Below are 14,158 nucleotides of genomic sequence, written 5' to 3' on the forward strand. Positions count from 1 at the left end.
AAAGGCCAGGAATGCGGTGCTGTCCAGTCGCGACCGAAACAGGTTGCGTTCATCCAGGAGCTGAAAAGCATGCAGCGTTCAATTGCTACCGTATCCTTGAGCGGTACTCTGCCCGAAAAGCTCGAAGCCATCGCCGCAGCCGGCTTTGACGGCGTCGAGATTTTCGAAAACGACTTGTTGTATTACGACGGTAGCCCACGCAACGTCAGGCAGATATGTGCCGATCTGGGGATCGCCATCACCCTGTTCCAGCCGTTCCGGGATTTTGAAGGCTGCCGCCGTGATCGTCTGCAGCGCAATGTCGACCGTGCCGAACGCAAATTCGATCTGATGCAGGAACTGGGCACCGATCTGGTGCTGGTCTGCAGCAATGCGTCTGCCGATTCGGTGGGCGACGAGAACATTCTGCTGGATGACCTGAGCCTGCTGGCCGAGCGTGCCGGAACCCGTAACCTGCGTGTCGGTTATGAGGCGCTGGCCTGGGGCAAGCATGTGAACACCTGGCAACAGGTCTGGAACCTGGTGCGTCAGGTTGATCATCCGGCACTTGGGGTGTTGCTCGACAGCTTCCATACCTTGTCACTCAAGGGCGACCCGAGCGCGATTGCGCAAATCCCGGGTGACAAGATCTTCTTTGTGCAAATGGCCGACGCGCCGATTCTGGCCATGGATGTGCTGGAGTGGAGCCGCCATTTCCGCTGCTTCCCCGGTCAGGGCGAGTTTGATCTTGCCGGTTTCCTCGCGCCGATTCTGCGCAGCGGCTACACCGGTCCGTTGTCGCTGGAAGTATTCAACGACGGTTTCCGTGCCGCACCGACTCGTGCCAATGCGGCGGACGGTTTGCGTTCGCTGCTTTATCTGGAAGAAAAAACCCGCCAGTTGATGGCGCGTGACGAGCCAGCCGCTGCGCCTGAAATACTCTTCAACCCGCCCGCTGCCAGCGCTTACAACGGCGTCGAGTTTCTGGAGTTTGCGGTCGACGAGAGCCACGGCGCGCGCCTGTCGGGCTGGCTGCAACGGCTGGGCTTTGCCAAGCTGGGTCAGCATCGCTCCAAGGCCGTCAGTCTGCTGGGGCAGGGTGATATCAGGATCGTGCTCAATGCCGAACCCTATTCTTTTGCCCATAGCTTTTTCGAGGCCCACGGACCGTCGTTGTGCGCCACTGCCTTGCGCGTCGATGACGGCCATCAGTCGCTGGAGCGTGCAAGGGCCTTCAAGGGCCAGCCGTACCGCGGGCTGGTCGGCCCCAATGAGCGGGAGATTCCTTCAGTCCGTGCGCCCGACGGTAGCCTGATCTATCTGGTTGATAACGCTGCGCCCGGAGAATCGATTTACGACAGCGATTTTGTCGTCGACCCGCAAGCGGTTGCCAAGGGTGGTTTGCAGCGTATCGACCACATGGCCATGGCGCTGCCCGCCGACAGCCTGGACAGCTGGGTACTGTTCTACAAAAGCATTCTGGATTTCGAGGCTGACGACGAAGTGGTCTTGCCCGACCCCTACGGTCTGGTCAAGAGCCGCGCACTGCGCAGCCGTTGCAGTACCGTGCGCCTGCCGCTGAACATTTCCGAGAATCGCAACACGGCCATTTCCCACGCGCTGTCGAGCTATCGCGGCTCTGGGGTGCATCACATTGCGTTCTCCTGTGAAGACATCTTTGCCGAGGTCAGCCGCGCCAAGGAAGCGGGGGTGCCGTTGCTGGACATCCCGCTCAATTACTACGACGATCTGGCAGCCCGCTTCGATTTCGATGAAGAGTTTCTCAGCGAACTGGCGTATTACAACGTGCTTTATGACCGCGATGCGCAGGGCGGCGAGCTGTTCCACGTCTACACAGATGCCTTCGACGGGCGCTTCTTCTTCGAGATTCTGCAACGCAAGAATGGCTACGTGGGCTATGGCGCGGCCAACGTGCCGGTGCGTCTGGCGGCGATGGCCAAGGCGCGCAATGTAGCAGCGCGTCAGGCGCGGCTGTAAAGCGAGGCCGACAGTAGAGCTGCTGCGAGGGTTCGATCCCTCGCAGCTTCCCTCTGCCTGCGGTCAGCTTCATACTTCGCGCATTACCCGTGGTCATGAGCCAACAATGAAAAAAATCGACTCCGCCGTTGCCGTTGAACCCGCCGCTACCGCGCCCAAGGGCCGCAAGAACAACCCGGAAAAAACCCGCGAAGACATTCTTCAGGCTGCTGTCGCCGAATTCGTTGCCCACGGTCTTACGGGCGCGCGCGTCGATGCCATCGCCGAGCGCACTAAAACCTCGAAACGGATGATCTATTACTACTTCGGCAGCAAGGAGCAGCTGTATGTCGAAGTGCTGGAAAAACTCTACGGCGCGATTCGCAACACCGAGAGCGAGCTGAATCTGGGGGAGCTGGAGCCTGTCGAGGCGATTCATCGCGTTGTGGAGTTCACGTTCGATCACCACGACAGCAACGTCGATTTCGTCCGCATCGTGTGCATCGAAAACATTCATTACGGCGAGAACGTCAAACAGTCCGATTCGATTCAAGCCAAAAGCCAGAACATCATCAGGGCGCTCGACGGTATCCTGCGTCGCGGCGAGGCCAGTGGCTTGTTCCGCGATGGCGTTCATCCGGTGGACCTGCACCTGATGATCAGTTCGTTCTGCTTTTACCGGATCTCCAACCGCCATACCTTCAGCGAAATTTTCCAGATCGAGCTGTGGAGCGAGGAGGTCAAACAGCGTCACAAGGCGATGATTTGCGACGCTGTGCTGCGTTACCTCAAGCGCTGAGATTTACAGCGTATGGAAGTGCGCCATCATCCGTTCTGCATCGGCTGACTGGCCACTGAACAATTCGAATGCCTTGACCGCCTGAAACACCGCCATGGTGCTGCCATCCAGCGTGCGGCAGCCCAGCGCACGGGCATGCTTGAGCAGTTCGGTTTCCAGCGGGAAGTAGATGATTTCCGCGACCCACAGCTCAGGGCGCAGCAACTCGACCGGCAACGGCGTACCTGGCAGTTTGGTCATGCCGACCGGCGTGGTATTGACCAGGCCATCGGCTTTGGCCATCGCGGCAGGCAAATCGACACCCACCTGCGCCCGTCCGGCACCGAAATGCGCGTTGAGGTTGTCCACCAGGTCTTGCGCGCGTTGCGGCTCGACTTCGAATACCGTCAGGCATTCGACGCCAGCGCTCAATAACGCATGAGCCACGGCAGCGCCTGCGCCACCTGCGCCCATTTGCACCACCTGCTGACGTGGAGCCTTGTCCAGGCCGCGTTGGAAGCCTTCGGCAAAACCCAGGCAGTCAGTGTTGTGACCGATGCGCTTGCCGTCCTTGAACACCACAGTATTCACTGCGCCGATACCGCGGGCTTCGGCGGACAGCTCGTCCAGTAAGGGGATAACCGCCTGCTTGCACGGAAAGGTGATGTTCAGGCCGGTGAAGTCGCAGTTTTGCGCGCTTTCGATAAGCCGGGGCAGGTCGCTGATGTCCAGTTGCAGGGCGTCGATATCAATCAGCCGATACAAGTAGCGCAGGTTCTGTGCATCGCCTTCGTGCTCGTGCATGGCGGGCGTTCGCGAGGCCTGGATACCCGAGCCGATCAGGCCGGCGAGAACGGATGTTTTTTCAGCATGGGTCATAGAATACGTCTCTTGTTTTTGTGCCACTGCCCGGTCCAGAGCAGGTGTTGAGCGGAATGTACCAGATGGTTAATAGTGCCGCAGGTGGCAGGCGATTACTACGCAGCGATGTTGTGCGGTGATCGCCCTAATCAGTGATAATCCACGGCAAGCCGCTTCAGATCAGCCAGAGTTCACGCCGCACATGCCCGATTCCGTTTTCAGCGCCGCACAGCAACAAGCCAGCACGTTGTACCTGCCACCGGGCGCGTGGGCCACAGTGCTCGATTGTCTGTGCGCAAAATTCACCGCCATCAGCCGCGAACAATGGCTGGACCGTATTGCCCGCGGGCGGGTGCTGGACGAAAACGGCAAGGCCATCGCGCCTGACCTTGTGTACCGGGAGGGCCTGCGCATTCACTATTTCCGTGAGGTGCCCAATGAAACGCCGATCCCGGTGCTCGAAACGATTCTGTACGCCGACGAGCATCTGGTGGTGGCGGACAAACCGCACTTTTTGCCCGTGACACCCGCAGGCGAGTACGTCGAGCAGACGTTACTGCGCCGTTTGATCCATCGCCTGGGCAACCCCGATCTGGTACCGCTGCACCGTATCGACCGGCACACCGCCGGGCTGGTGCTGTTTTCCGCCAACCGACAGACGCGCTCGGCTTATCAGGCACTGTTTCCCACCCGGCAGATCGACAAGTTCTACCAAGCCATTGCGCCGGCGCTGCCGGGGCTGGAGTTTCCACGTTTGCACGAAAGCCGTCTGGTCGAAGGCGAACCGTTCTTTCGCATGCAGGAAGGAGCAGGGGCGAGCAATACCCGGACGCAGATCGAAGTGCTCGAGCGGCAGGATCAATTGTGGCGGTACGGGCTTTATCCGGTGACCGGCAAGAAACATCAACTACGCGTGCACATGGCAGCGCTGGGCGCGGGGATCTGCAACGATCCGTTCTACCCGGACGTGGTAAAAGACCCTGTCGACGATTATCAAAACCCTCTGAAGCTGCTGGCCAAGGGCTTGCGCTTCATCGACCCGCTCAGCGGTGAACAGCGTCAGTTCGAGAGCCAGCTTGAACTCGACTGGTAAGCGCCAAAGCCGGGCTGACGGCCAAAAAAAACCCGCACTCGGCGGGTTTTTTCAAATCAGTCACGTGACGCCTGGATCACAGATCCTTGACGGTACGTACCTGATCCTTGTTGATGCGGGTCTGCTTGCCGTCGAGTTGCTTGAACTCGTAGAAGCCCGATTCTTCATCGTACTTTGGCGTGTCGACAGCCTGGATTTCACGACCATCGTTCAAGGTGATCACAGTGGGCGATGCGCAACCGGCGAGGGAGGCAATGCTCAATGCAAGCAGGAAGGCAGCGGGAAGGGTCCGTTGTTTCATTACTGTGTCTCCAGATGGATTCTTGATTTACTGAACTCTCAGACGGATACACCGTCGGCAAAGTTCCGTATACACCGTCAGCAAGTTCAATAGCCAGCCACTTGCTACGGTTTCTCGCTGATCCCGGTCAACAGACAGGGGGTGTTCAGGTTGGCCAGGCGTGAATCACCGGCTTCCAGTTGCAGGGCGACTGGTTGCAGCGGTTCCAGGGCCCGTCTCGGGCTGCGTTCGCCGGCCTGCCATGCGGCTTCCAGCGTTGCGGCTTGAGCGATGGGGATCATACATAAAAGCGGCTGCCAGTGCTGGCCTTCACGCACCATTATTGGTCGCTCCGGGCATTCAACAGCCTTCTCGCGCAACGCGTGCAGCAACGGCTCATCGACCAAAGGTACATCGCAGGGCAAAACCAGCAACCACTGATGCCGGGCGAGTGGCAGGGCGGCGCGAATTCCGGCCAGAGGGCCGTTGAAATCGGCATCGTCGTCCTGCACCAGTTGATCGGCGTACTGCGCATAGCGCTCGATGTTGCGGTTGCAGGAAATGATCAGGTCATCGGTCAGCGGCCGGGTAAGCCGGTGCAGATGCTCGATCAGCGCTTTGCCCTGCCACTCGATCAGTCCCTTGTCACGCCCGCCCATGCGCTGCCCGCGACCTCCGGCCAGCAGCAGGATAGAGCAGGGAGGCAGTGCGGCAGGGACATTCATTAAACACTCGGCGGGCAGTCAAAAGGAGTGCTGTGATATAACACCGGCCTGTTTCCTTAACAACTGGATGAGGCCATGAAAGCCAAGGTTGACACACCTTTCGTACCCTTGAATATCGCGGTGCTGACCGTCAGCGATACCCGCACCCGTGAAACCGATACCTCGGGCCAGATGTTCGTCGACCGCCTGACCGACGCCGGTCATGGCCTGATCGAACGCGTGCTGCTCAAGGATGACCTGTACAAAATCCGCGCTCAGGTAGCGACCTGGATTGCCGACGATCAGGTACAGGTCGTACTGATCACCGGTGGCACCGGCTTTACCGGCCGTGACAGTACGCCGGAAGCCGTGGCGTGCTTGCTGGACAAGCAAGTTGATGGTTTTGGTGAGCTGTTCCGGCAGATTTCGGTGCCGGATATCGGCACCTCGACCATTCAGTCCCGTGCGTTGGCGGGCCTGTCCAATGGCACCCTGGTGTGCTGCCTGCCGGGCTCCACCAATGCGGTGCGTACGGCGTGGGACGGTATTCTCGCCCAGCAACTGGATTCGCGTTTCCGGCCCTGCAACTTTGTGCCGCACCTCAAGCAGGCCGAGCCCTGCACGACCCGCGGTTGAGTGCTGATGAACGACGAGCCGAAAACCTTGCTGCCTGTCGAAGAGGCTATCGCGCGGCTGCTGGCGATGGCCGAGGCCACGCCGATCACTGATCGCCAGCGTGTTCCGCTGGCCGATGCCGAAGGCCGCGTGCTGGCGGTAGATCTGATCTCCACGCTGGATCTGCCGCCCTGGCCGAACAGCGCCATGGACGGTTATGCGTTGCGCGTAGCGGACTGGAGCGGCGAGCCGTTGACGGTCAGCCAGCGCATCTTTGCCGGTCAGGCCCCCGAGCCGCTGGTCCCTGGCACCTGTGCACGTATCTTCACCGGCGCGCCGATGCCTGAAGGTGCCGATTGCGTCGAGATGCAGGAAAACGCCGAGGTGCTGGCGGATCAGCGCGTGCGCTTCAGCGAGCCGCTGAGCGTCGGGCAGAACATTCGCCCTCAGGGGCAGGAAACCCGGGTCGGCGATACCGTGCTGGCGGCCGGGACGCGGCTTGGTCCTATTGAGTTGGGTCTGGCCGCTTCGCTGGGCCTCGCCGAGCTTGAGGTGATTCGGCGCGTGCGTGTCGCCGTGTTGTCCACCGGCGACGAGCTGATTGAGCCAGGTCAGCCATTGGCGCCGGGGCAGATCTACAACAGCAACCGGGTGTTGCTGTGCAGTTGGCTGAAGCGGCTCGAATGCGAGGTCGTGGATGCAGGCATCCTGCCGGACGATCTGGCAAAGACTCGTGCTGCGCTGGCGAGTCTGCACGATGTCGACCTGATCCTCTCCACGGGTGGCGTCTCGGTAGGCGAAGCGGATTTCCTTGGCCACGCATTGCGCGAAGAAGGCGAGCTGACGCTCTGGAAGCTGGCCGTCAAGCCCGGCAAACCGCTGACTTTCGGGCATTTTCGTGGCGTACCGGTGATTGGCCTGCCCGGCAATCCCGCCTCCACACTGGTCACCTTCGCTTTGCTGGCGCGCGCTTACCTGCTGCGCCGCCAAGGTGTGATTGACGTAGCGCCGTTGCAGTTTCCGGTGCCCGCAGGCTTTGTCTGGACGCGTCCGGGCAATCGTCGCGAGTACCTGCGCGGGCGTCTGGAACAGGGCAGGGCCGTGGCCTATCGCAACCAGAGCTCAGGTGTATTGCGCAGCGCTGCCTGGGCTGACGGCCTGATTGAAGTGCGTGAAGGCTCAACCGTGGCCGAAGGGGACTGGGTCAACTTTATCCCGTTGAGTGAAGTGCTGGGCTGAGAGCATCAATGGTCGGGCGGGCACACATGAGCTACTCTCAACATCGCTGACAAGTTGGGCAGCCGGACTTCGCCCTGGAGTATTGTTATGGTGCCATTGAGAGTGGCTTGTGTGATCCCGACCTACAACGGACGCAAGGATCTGGAACGTCTGCTGGACTCACTGGCTACGCAGACTGCGAGCTTCGATACGCTGATCGTCGACTCCAGTTCTTCTGATGGCACGCTGGAACTGGCGCAAGCCCGCTGTGCCAATGTGCTGCGCATCGACAGCAAGGACTTCAACCACGGTGGCACCCGGCAGATGATGGTCGATCTGCATCCCGACTACGACGTCTATGTCTATCTGACCCAGGACGCCTACGTTGAAGATATCAATGCCATTGCCAACATTCTGCTGCCTTTCGCCGACCCCAAGGTCGGTGCGGTGTGCGGGCGTCAATTGCCGCACAAGAACGCCAATCTGCTGGCTCAGCATGCACGGTTGTTCAATTACCCTCCGACGTCGCAGATCAAAACCCTGGCCGATGCCCGCACGCTGGGCATCAAGACGCCATTCATGTCCAACTCGTTCGCAGCCTATCGCGGCGAAGCGTTGCGGGCGATTGGTGGCTTTCCCCGGCATGTGATTCTTTCCGAAGACATGTACGTCACTGCCAAAATGCTGATCGCTGGCTGGAAAGCAGCTTATGAAGGTTCGGCCGTATGCCGTCATTCGCACAACTACAGCCTGCGAGAGGAGTTTTGCCGTTACTTTGATATCGGTGTGTTCCAGTCCCGAGAAGCCTGGATCTACGAAACCTTTGGTGGCATCGGCGGCGAGGGCATGCGTTACGTCAAGTCCGAGCTTAAATTCCTCGGCCCCCGGCGAATTCTCTGGTGGCCCATGTCGTTCGTGCGTAATGCGCTGAAGCTGCTGGCGTACAAGTTGAGCAAGCAGGAAAAGCGCCTGCCCCGCGGTGTGAAGAAAAAGCTCGGGATGTACAAGCGCTACTGGGACAGCCCTTACGCCTGACCGAACCCTGCGCCGGACGCTGAGCGCCCGGCGTCGAGCACATCAGAGTTTCGCAGCCTCTTCGTCCAGACGGTCGGCCTCGAACAGTTGTGCGAGGTCGGCCCTGGCTTCACGGGCGGTCTGCAGAACCTTGGCGTCGTCGTCATACACTTCATGCTGTGCGGCCAGCACTTGTTCGTCGTGGCGCTTGAAGCGACTGATGCGCGCGTCGGCCTGTGCTTCGGTCAGGCCCAGCCCCATCAAGGTCTGACGGCTCATCTCCAGGCTTGAATAAAACGTCTCGCGTACGGCATGAGCGCCAATGTCCATCAGCCGGTGAACGTGCTGGCGGTTACGTGCGCGGGCAATGATCTTCATGTGTGGATACAGCTTGCGGATCAACTCGGCGGTCTTGATGTTGGTGTCCGGATCATCCGTTGCAATGACAAAGTACTCCGCTTCATCAACCTTGGCTGCACGCAGTATTTCCGGGCGCAGCGGGTCGCCGTAGAACACCGGGACATTGCCGAAGCTGCGCGAAAACTCGATCGATTCCACTGCCGTATCCAGAGCGATGAAAGGAATTTTCTGCGCTCGCAGGATCCGCGCTACGATTTGCCCCATACGGCCCATGCCCGCGATGACCACGCGTGGTTTGTCGGTCTGGATATCGCGGTATTCGTCCGGTACGTTGACGGTCTTGGCCTTGGGTTTGATCCAGCGCGCCAAAGCAATGAACAACAACGGCGTGATCGCCATCGACAGCGTGATGGTCAACACCAGCATGTCGTAAAGCCCCGCCTCGAAGAGCCCTTGAGCGCTGCCGATCTTGAACACCACGAAGGCAAATTCGCCACCGGCGGCCAGCACCAGGCCCAGTTGCAGCGCGCTGCGGTTATTGAGGCCGCCAGCGGTACGACCGATCAGGAACAGCATCGGCAGCTTGATTCCGATCAACAGCAGCGTCAGGCCCAGCACCGCGAGGGGCGAGCTGAGCAGCAAGCCGACGTTGGCACCCATGCCGACACTGATGAAGAACAGCCCCAGCAACAACCCTTTGAACGGTTCGATCTGTGCTTCCAGCTCATGACGGTACTCGGAGTCGGCCAATAGCAGACCGGCGAGAAACGCGCCCAGCGCCATGGACACGCCCACCAGTTCCATCAGCCACGCCGTACCAATCACTACCAGCAAGGCAGTGGCGGTCGAGACTTCCTGAATTTTGGTCTTGGCAACGATGCGAAATACCGGACGCAGCAAATAGCGTCCGCCGATCACCACGATGGCAATGCTGCCCAGCACGCGCAGGCCGTGGTTGATGCTTTCGCCGGTGTCCATTGCATGATCGGCCCCGGCTAGGAATGGCACCATGGCAATCAAGGGAATTGCTGCAATGTCCTGAAACAGCAGGATGGCGAACGCCATCCGGCCATGCGGGCTGTTCAACTGCTTGCGCTCGGCCAGACTCTGCAAGCCGAAGGCCGTGGATGACAGCGCCAGGCCAAGACCCAGAATGACCGCAGTGTTCAGCGACTGGCCGAAGGCAAACAACGCGATCCCGCCAATGACCAGGCCCGTCAGCAACACCTGCGCCATGCCTACGCCGAACACCGATTTGCGCATGACCCATAAACGCTTTGGCGACAGCTCCAGACCAATGATGAACAGCAGCAAGACTACGCCCAGCTCGGAAATGTGACTGACGCTCTCCGTATCGCCTATCAAGCCCAGCACCGAAGGGCCAATGATCACTCCCGCGAACAAATAGCCGATCACCGCGCCCAGCTTCAGGCGCTTGGCCAGCGGTACCGCCAGCACGGCGGCGAGTAGAAACACTACTGCGGCCTGCAACAGGCTGCCTTCATGGGGCATGTAACACTCCTTGGTAATAATTGAACACACTGTTTAAGCAGGGCGGTATTAAAGCATGGGAGTTTTACACGGCAACGCTCATCGCGGCATGACAATAATCAACGCGGTTGATGGAGCGTGCGTGAAGGGTGCGAAGGAGGGGAACAGGGCAGGCTGACGATGCCATTCGTCGCGCATCGGCGTAAGCTATGCGCGCAAACAGGCAGTGCCAACTGCCCGCTCATGAGCATTCAGGAAACCGTTATGACCAACAAGCAGCGTTTGATTTACTCGATTCTGATCGCCCTCGGCGTTCTGGCGATCATGCTGGGCTTGTCGCACCTGCAAAACAGCGGTGCCATTACCGAAAAAACCTTTCAGTACATCGCAATCAGCGTGGCCGTGCTGGTCGTAATCCTCAACGGGATCATGCGCCGCAAGGTCAAGCGATAAGCGCGGGAAGTGGCAAGGATGACGAGGCCTGCTTCACTGGGCGCCATCCTTGCCCGCTTCACCCAGCCATTGTCGGGCACGAGGGTGCAGGCTGTAGGTCTTGTCGTCATTGAGGTGAATCACGCCTTCATCGCACAAGCGCTTGAGCACCTCGCGCACACTTAAAAACGACAGCGGTACATCAAGCCTGAGTAACTGGCTGTGCACGCCGCGTACTCCCAATGGCTGGCCTTCTTCGCTCGATACCAGAAGCGCATCAAGCACCTTGAGCCTGACCAGGCTGGTGCGCAGACCAAAGCTTTTCAGGAGCAGTCGGATGTGCTCGTTTCCGGGCCGCTCTGTCTCCAGAGCGGGCGACTGTGCCTGCGCAGCCAGTGCTGTTTGGCGCAGCAGGGTGCGAGTCGTGATTCCTTGGCGATTGAACATCCGCAAACTCCTTTTCAGGCTTTTTTTAAACAATCTCAGTTACTAAGACGAACGAGCGCAGCAAAACCTCAGTTATCAATGGAAAAAAATACAAACGCCAACGCGCATGAGGTCGCCGCAGCGCTGTGCGTTTCAGGGTAGATGAAGATCGGGCAGTCGCGAGGGGCGGTTGATCCGGCTATCGGCGGATACAAAATCGCTCTGCGTCAGTCAGGTACGCGAGAGCGCTCAGCCTTTTGGCGCGTCGGGTATCCGGCGGTTGAGCACTGGGTTGCCGTTCTGGTTCTGCGTGACATAAACCGGCAGCACCTTGGGCAGAGAGGCCAGCAGGCTGGACAGGTCGCGCGTGTTGAAACTGCCGCCCAGGCGCATGGCACCGGTTGCGGTATCGGCCAGCAGAATAGGCGTTTGCAGGTAGCGATTGATCAGTGGCAGTGCCTGGCTGAGAGGCAGATCATTGAAGATCAGCTTGCCATTACGCCACGCCAGGCTCGAATCCTTTGTGTCGGTCTGGCTGATCAGGGGCGCGTCGTCGCCTGTCTTGTAGCTGGCCTGCATGCCAGGGTCAAGATTATGGCTTGATGACGGATGCGCGCGATCACTGCTGACCTGAACCGAGCCCTCGACCAGCGTCACACGCACCTGATCCTGATACATCCACACATTGAAGCGTGTGCCCGTGACCTTGATACTGCCCTCGCCGGCATCGACTACAAAGGGGTGTGTGTTGTCGTGGCTGACCTCAAAGAACGCCTCACCCTTTTTCAGCGTGACGCTGCGTCGATCCTTGTAGTTGGCGTAGGTCAGCTCGGTGCCGAGGTTCAGTTCGGCACGGCTGCCATCTGCCAATACCACAAGACGCGTCGCGGTATCGGCGTTATAGGACTCGTAGGTGTCAGGCAGCCAGCCCTGATTCCAGCCCACATAACCGGTGACTGGCACAGCCAGAGCAATGATCGCAGCGGCAGCCGCGAGTGGTGCCAGGCGGCGCTTGCGACGAAGTATGGGCTGATTGTTCTGTGTAGCCTGAATAGGGAGTGCAGGGGCCGGATTGAGCGGTTCGATTTGTCCGGTAATGTCCCAGACTTCCCGCATAGCCTCATACTCCACCGCATGCAGGGGATGGGCCTTAAGCCATTGCTCGAACGCTTTTCGTTCTGCGGCCGTGCAGTCTTCGGCATGCAGGCGCATGCACCAATGCGCAGCGGCATCGGTGATAGCGTCGTGTTCTGCCTTGCTGAAAAGAGGGTCGCTCATGGGCGCTCCGGCCTATACCGTTGGCGCATTCTACCCTTGGATATCAGGGAGAGAGAACATTTGCAGGATATTACCCGTCAACGCACAGCGTAATTCCTTGTGAATGCAAGCAGCTCTCATTGAAACCTGTTCGCGACAATCGAGTACGTGTAGTGCGCAGAGAGTTTTTTTACAGGGCCTGCAGCGCTACTCTCGGTGCTGTTATTTCGTGTGGTTGTTCCCGGTACCTTGCCATGACATGAACAGGAGTCTCAGATGCCCGCCATTCCTAACGATCAGCCAGTCCGGACCGTTTCATATCAGCAACTGACAGATCTGTTGCGGCGGATCTTCCTTGCACACGGCACATCCCCGGAAGTCGCCGATGTGCTTGCTGAGAACTGCGCCAGCGCCCAGCGCGACGGCTCGCACAGTCATGGCATCTTTCGCATGCCTGGCTACATCTCATCGCTGAGCAGCGGCTGGGTGAACGGCAAGGCAGTGCCGTTGATCGAGGATGTCGGTGCCGCATTTGTCAGGGTCGACGCCGGTAACGGCTTTGCCCAGCCTGCGCTGGCGGCGGCCAGATCATTGCTGATCGACAAGGCGCGCAGTGCCGGGATTGCCATTCTGGCGATACGCAACTCTCATCACTTTGCCGCGCTGTGGCCGGATGTCGAACCTTTCGCCGAAGAAGGGCTGGTCGCCCTGAGCATGGTCAACAGCATGACCTGCGTAGTGCCACATGGTGCGCGTCAGCCCTTGTTCGGCACCAACCCTATTGCCTTCGCTGCACCGCGTGCCGGGGGCGAGCCTATTGTTTTCGACCTGGCGACCAGCGCCATTGCCCATGGTGACGTTCAGATCGCAGCGCGCGAAGGGCGATTGCTGCCGGCGGGTATGGGTGTGGACCGCGACGGCCGGCCCACTGAAGACCCCCGCGCCATTCTCGATGGCGGGGCCCTATTGCCCTTTGGCGGTCACAAGGGTTCTGCACTGTCGATGATGGTCGAGTTGCTGGCGGCAGGGCTGACAGGTGGCAATTTCTCGTTCGGCTTTGACTGGTCGAAGCATCCCGGTGCGCAGACACCCTGGACCGGTCAGTTGCTGATCGTCATCGATCCGGACAAAGGCAGCGGTCAGCATTTTGCACAGCGTAGTGAGGAACTGGTAAGGCAGCTCCACGGGGCAGGGCAGGAGCGCCTGCCGGGGGACCGACGCTACAGCGAGCGTACGCGGTCGATGGCGCACGGTATCGACATCGCTGAGGTTGATCTGGAGCGCTTGCAGGGTTTGGCAGGCGGTTGAGCCGTTTACAAATTCGCTGACCATTCGTCGCAGCCAGTCTTGTGTCGGCGCTCGGTTCTAAATACTGTATGCATGAACAGTAAAGAACGAATGAGGTCTGTCATGTCCCTTAAGTCAGTGCAAACATCTGTACAAAGCCCGGTCGCTCAGCAGCATCGTACTCTCTCTACCGTCAATGAAATGCAGCGTGAGGATTTCCTCCGGCTGGCGGCGGGTCTGCGTCAGTTCAAGGGCTACGAGCAGGATGTATCGATAGCCATTGCGGCAGCCCGCGCGAGCGGTGAATACCGTCAGGCCAGCGCGATGGAATAGTGTGGCCGGTAGCGTCTCGGGTTGATTGTGAGTATATGTAACGTATATGCTTC

General features: G+C 59.4%; 15 protein-coding genes. 9 read left to right on the top strand and 6 right to left on the bottom strand.

All coding sequences use genetic code 11. The features are described from left to right. Positions 1 to 69 precede the first annotated feature (69 nt). Positions 70 to 1,977 (top strand): 3-dehydroshikimate dehydratase QuiC, encoded by a 1,908-nt coding sequence (gene quiC / locus RGM3321_RS27690; RefSeq protein WP_244395674.1) that lies wholly within the window; start codon positions 70 to 72, stop codon positions 1,975 to 1,977. A gap of 106 nt (positions 1,978 to 2,083) precedes the next feature. Beyond that, complete coding sequence (locus RGM3321_RS27695) at positions 2,084 to 2,755, top strand: TetR/AcrR family transcriptional regulator (protein ID WP_244395675.1); 672 nt, start codon at positions 2,084 to 2,086, stop codon at positions 2,753 to 2,755. 3 nt (positions 2,756 to 2,758) lie between these two features. Here the strand turns inward: RGM3321_RS27695 and RGM3321_RS27700 are convergent, their stop codons facing one another. Next, positions 2,759 to 3,613, bottom strand: coding sequence for a shikimate dehydrogenase (locus tag RGM3321_RS27700; RefSeq protein ID WP_244395676.1), 855 nt, complete (start codon positions 3,611 to 3,613; stop codon positions 2,759 to 2,761). Positions 3,614 to 3,797: 184 nt separating this feature from the next. On the opposite strand from RGM3321_RS27700, the gene RGM3321_RS27705 reads away from it, so the two are divergent. Further along, positions 3,798 to 4,688, top strand: a complete 891-nt coding sequence (locus tag RGM3321_RS27705; protein WP_244395677.1) for a pseudouridine synthase — start codon at positions 3,798 to 3,800, stop codon at positions 4,686 to 4,688. Positions 4,689 to 4,764: 76 nt separating this feature from the next. Here RGM3321_RS27705 and RGM3321_RS27710 read toward each other — a convergent pair whose 3' ends face one another. Together RGM3321_RS27710 and mobA are read right to left on the bottom strand one after the other, a co-directional pair. Then, positions 4,765 to 4,989 carry a YgdI/YgdR family lipoprotein gene (locus tag RGM3321_RS27710; protein ID WP_002553129.1) on the bottom strand — a complete coding sequence of 75 codons (225 nt, stop codon included), beginning with the start codon at positions 4,987 to 4,989 and terminating at the stop codon, positions 4,765 to 4,767. Positions 4,990 to 5,093: 104 nt separating this feature from the next. Then, a complete protein-coding gene (gene mobA, locus RGM3321_RS27715) occupies positions 5,094 to 5,693 on the bottom strand; it encodes a molybdenum cofactor guanylyltransferase MobA (protein ID WP_244395678.1) in 600 nt (199 codons plus the stop codon). A 75-nt stretch (positions 5,694 to 5,768) separates the two neighbouring features. Between mobA and moaB the strand changes: the two genes are divergently transcribed. From moaB to RGM3321_RS27730, 3 genes are all read left to right on the top strand, one after another. After that, positions 5,769 to 6,308 carry a molybdenum cofactor biosynthesis protein B gene (gene moaB, locus RGM3321_RS27720; protein ID WP_244395679.1) on the top strand — a complete coding sequence of 180 codons (540 nt, stop codon included), beginning with the start codon at positions 5,769 to 5,771 and terminating at the stop codon, positions 6,306 to 6,308. Positions 6,309 to 6,314: 6 nt separating this feature from the next. Next, positions 6,315 to 7,526 carry a gephyrin-like molybdotransferase Glp gene (gene glp / locus RGM3321_RS27725; protein ID WP_244395680.1) on the top strand — a complete coding sequence of 404 codons (1,212 nt, stop codon included), beginning with the start codon at positions 6,315 to 6,317 and terminating at the stop codon, positions 7,524 to 7,526. Positions 7,527 to 7,613: 87 nt separating this feature from the next. Beyond that, positions 7,614 to 8,540 (top strand): glycosyltransferase, encoded by a 927-nt coding sequence (locus RGM3321_RS27730; protein WP_244395681.1) that lies wholly within the window; start codon positions 7,614 to 7,616, stop codon positions 8,538 to 8,540. Between the two features lie 42 nt (positions 8,541 to 8,582). Here the strand turns inward: RGM3321_RS27730 and RGM3321_RS27735 are convergent, their stop codons facing one another. Next, on the bottom strand, positions 8,583 to 10,391 hold the full coding sequence (locus RGM3321_RS27735) for a monovalent cation:proton antiporter-2 (CPA2) family protein (protein ID WP_244395682.1): 1,809 nt from the start codon (positions 10,389 to 10,391) through the stop codon (positions 8,583 to 8,585). 243 nt (positions 10,392 to 10,634) lie between these two features. Between RGM3321_RS27735 and RGM3321_RS27740 the strand changes: the two genes are divergently transcribed. Continuing rightward, a complete protein-coding gene (locus tag RGM3321_RS27740; protein ID WP_003393013.1) occupies positions 10,635 to 10,823 on the top strand; it encodes a hypothetical protein in 189 nt (62 codons plus the stop codon). Positions 10,824 to 10,856: 33 nt separating this feature from the next. On the opposite strand, the gene RGM3321_RS27745 is transcribed toward RGM3321_RS27740, so the two are convergent. Both RGM3321_RS27745 and RGM3321_RS27750 read right to left on the bottom strand, forming a co-directional pair. Continuing rightward, entirely contained in the window at positions 10,857 to 11,249 is a 393-nt protein-coding gene (locus tag RGM3321_RS27745) for a hypothetical protein (protein WP_060403656.1), read from the bottom strand. Positions 11,250 to 11,477: 228 nt separating this feature from the next. Then, positions 11,478 to 12,506, bottom strand: coding sequence for a FecR family protein (locus RGM3321_RS27750; RefSeq protein ID WP_244395683.1), 1,029 nt, complete (start codon positions 12,504 to 12,506; stop codon positions 11,478 to 11,480). A 255-nt stretch (positions 12,507 to 12,761) separates the two neighbouring features. Here RGM3321_RS27750 and RGM3321_RS27755 point away from each other — a divergent pair, with 255 nt between their 5' ends. Both RGM3321_RS27755 and RGM3321_RS27760 read left to right on the top strand, forming a co-directional pair. Continuing rightward, complete coding sequence (locus RGM3321_RS27755) at positions 12,762 to 13,793, top strand: Ldh family oxidoreductase (protein ID WP_244395684.1); 1,032 nt, start codon at positions 12,762 to 12,764, stop codon at positions 13,791 to 13,793. 102 nt (positions 13,794 to 13,895) lie between these two features. Further along, a complete protein-coding gene (locus tag RGM3321_RS27760; RefSeq protein WP_244395685.1) occupies positions 13,896 to 14,105 on the top strand; it encodes a hypothetical protein in 210 nt (69 codons plus the stop codon). Positions 14,106 to 14,158: the final 53 nt, after the last annotated feature.

The organism is Pseudomonas sp. RGM 3321, from assembly GCF_022836805.1.
Taxonomy (GTDB): domain Bacteria; phylum Pseudomonadota; class Gammaproteobacteria; order Pseudomonadales; family Pseudomonadaceae; genus Aquipseudomonas.

Excerpts from the sequence above, each read along its gene's own strand:
- quiC (WP_244395674.1), top strand. The coding sequence starts at position 70 with ATGCAGCGTTCAATTGCTACCGTATCCTTGAGCGGTACTCTGCCCGAA.
- RGM3321_RS27695 (WP_244395675.1), top strand. The coding sequence starts at position 2,084 with ATGAAAAAAATCGACTCCGCCGTTGCCGTTGAACCCGCCGCTACCGCG.
- RGM3321_RS27700 (WP_244395676.1), bottom strand. The coding sequence starts at position 3,613 with ATGACCCATGCTGAAAAAACATCCGTTCTCGCCGGCCTGATCGGCTCG.
- RGM3321_RS27705 (WP_244395677.1), top strand. The coding sequence starts at position 3,798 with ATGCCCGATTCCGTTTTCAGCGCCGCACAGCAACAAGCCAGCACGTTG.
- RGM3321_RS27710 (WP_002553129.1), bottom strand. The coding sequence starts at position 4,989 with ATGAAACAACGGACCCTTCCCGCTGCCTTCCTGCTTGCATTGAGCATT.
- mobA (WP_244395678.1), bottom strand. The coding sequence starts at position 5,693 with ATGAATGTCCCTGCCGCACTGCCTCCCTGCTCTATCCTGCTGCTGGCC.
- moaB (WP_244395679.1), top strand. The coding sequence starts at position 5,769 with ATGAAAGCCAAGGTTGACACACCTTTCGTACCCTTGAATATCGCGGTG.
- glp (WP_244395680.1), top strand. The coding sequence starts at position 6,315 with ATGAACGACGAGCCGAAAACCTTGCTGCCTGTCGAAGAGGCTATCGCG.
- RGM3321_RS27730 (WP_244395681.1), top strand. The coding sequence starts at position 7,614 with ATGGTGCCATTGAGAGTGGCTTGTGTGATCCCGACCTACAACGGACGC.
- RGM3321_RS27735 (WP_244395682.1), bottom strand. The coding sequence starts at position 10,391 with ATGCCCCATGAAGGCAGCCTGTTGCAGGCCGCAGTAGTGTTTCTACTC.
- RGM3321_RS27740 (WP_003393013.1), top strand. The coding sequence starts at position 10,635 with ATGACCAACAAGCAGCGTTTGATTTACTCGATTCTGATCGCCCTCGGC.
- RGM3321_RS27745 (WP_060403656.1), bottom strand. The coding sequence starts at position 11,249 with ATGTTCAATCGCCAAGGAATCACGACTCGCACCCTGCTGCGCCAAACA.
- RGM3321_RS27750 (WP_244395683.1), bottom strand. The coding sequence starts at position 12,506 with ATGAGCGACCCTCTTTTCAGCAAGGCAGAACACGACGCTATCACCGAT.
- RGM3321_RS27755 (WP_244395684.1), top strand. The coding sequence starts at position 12,762 with ATGCCCGCCATTCCTAACGATCAGCCAGTCCGGACCGTTTCATATCAG.
- RGM3321_RS27760 (WP_244395685.1), top strand. The coding sequence starts at position 13,896 with ATGTCCCTTAAGTCAGTGCAAACATCTGTACAAAGCCCGGTCGCTCAG.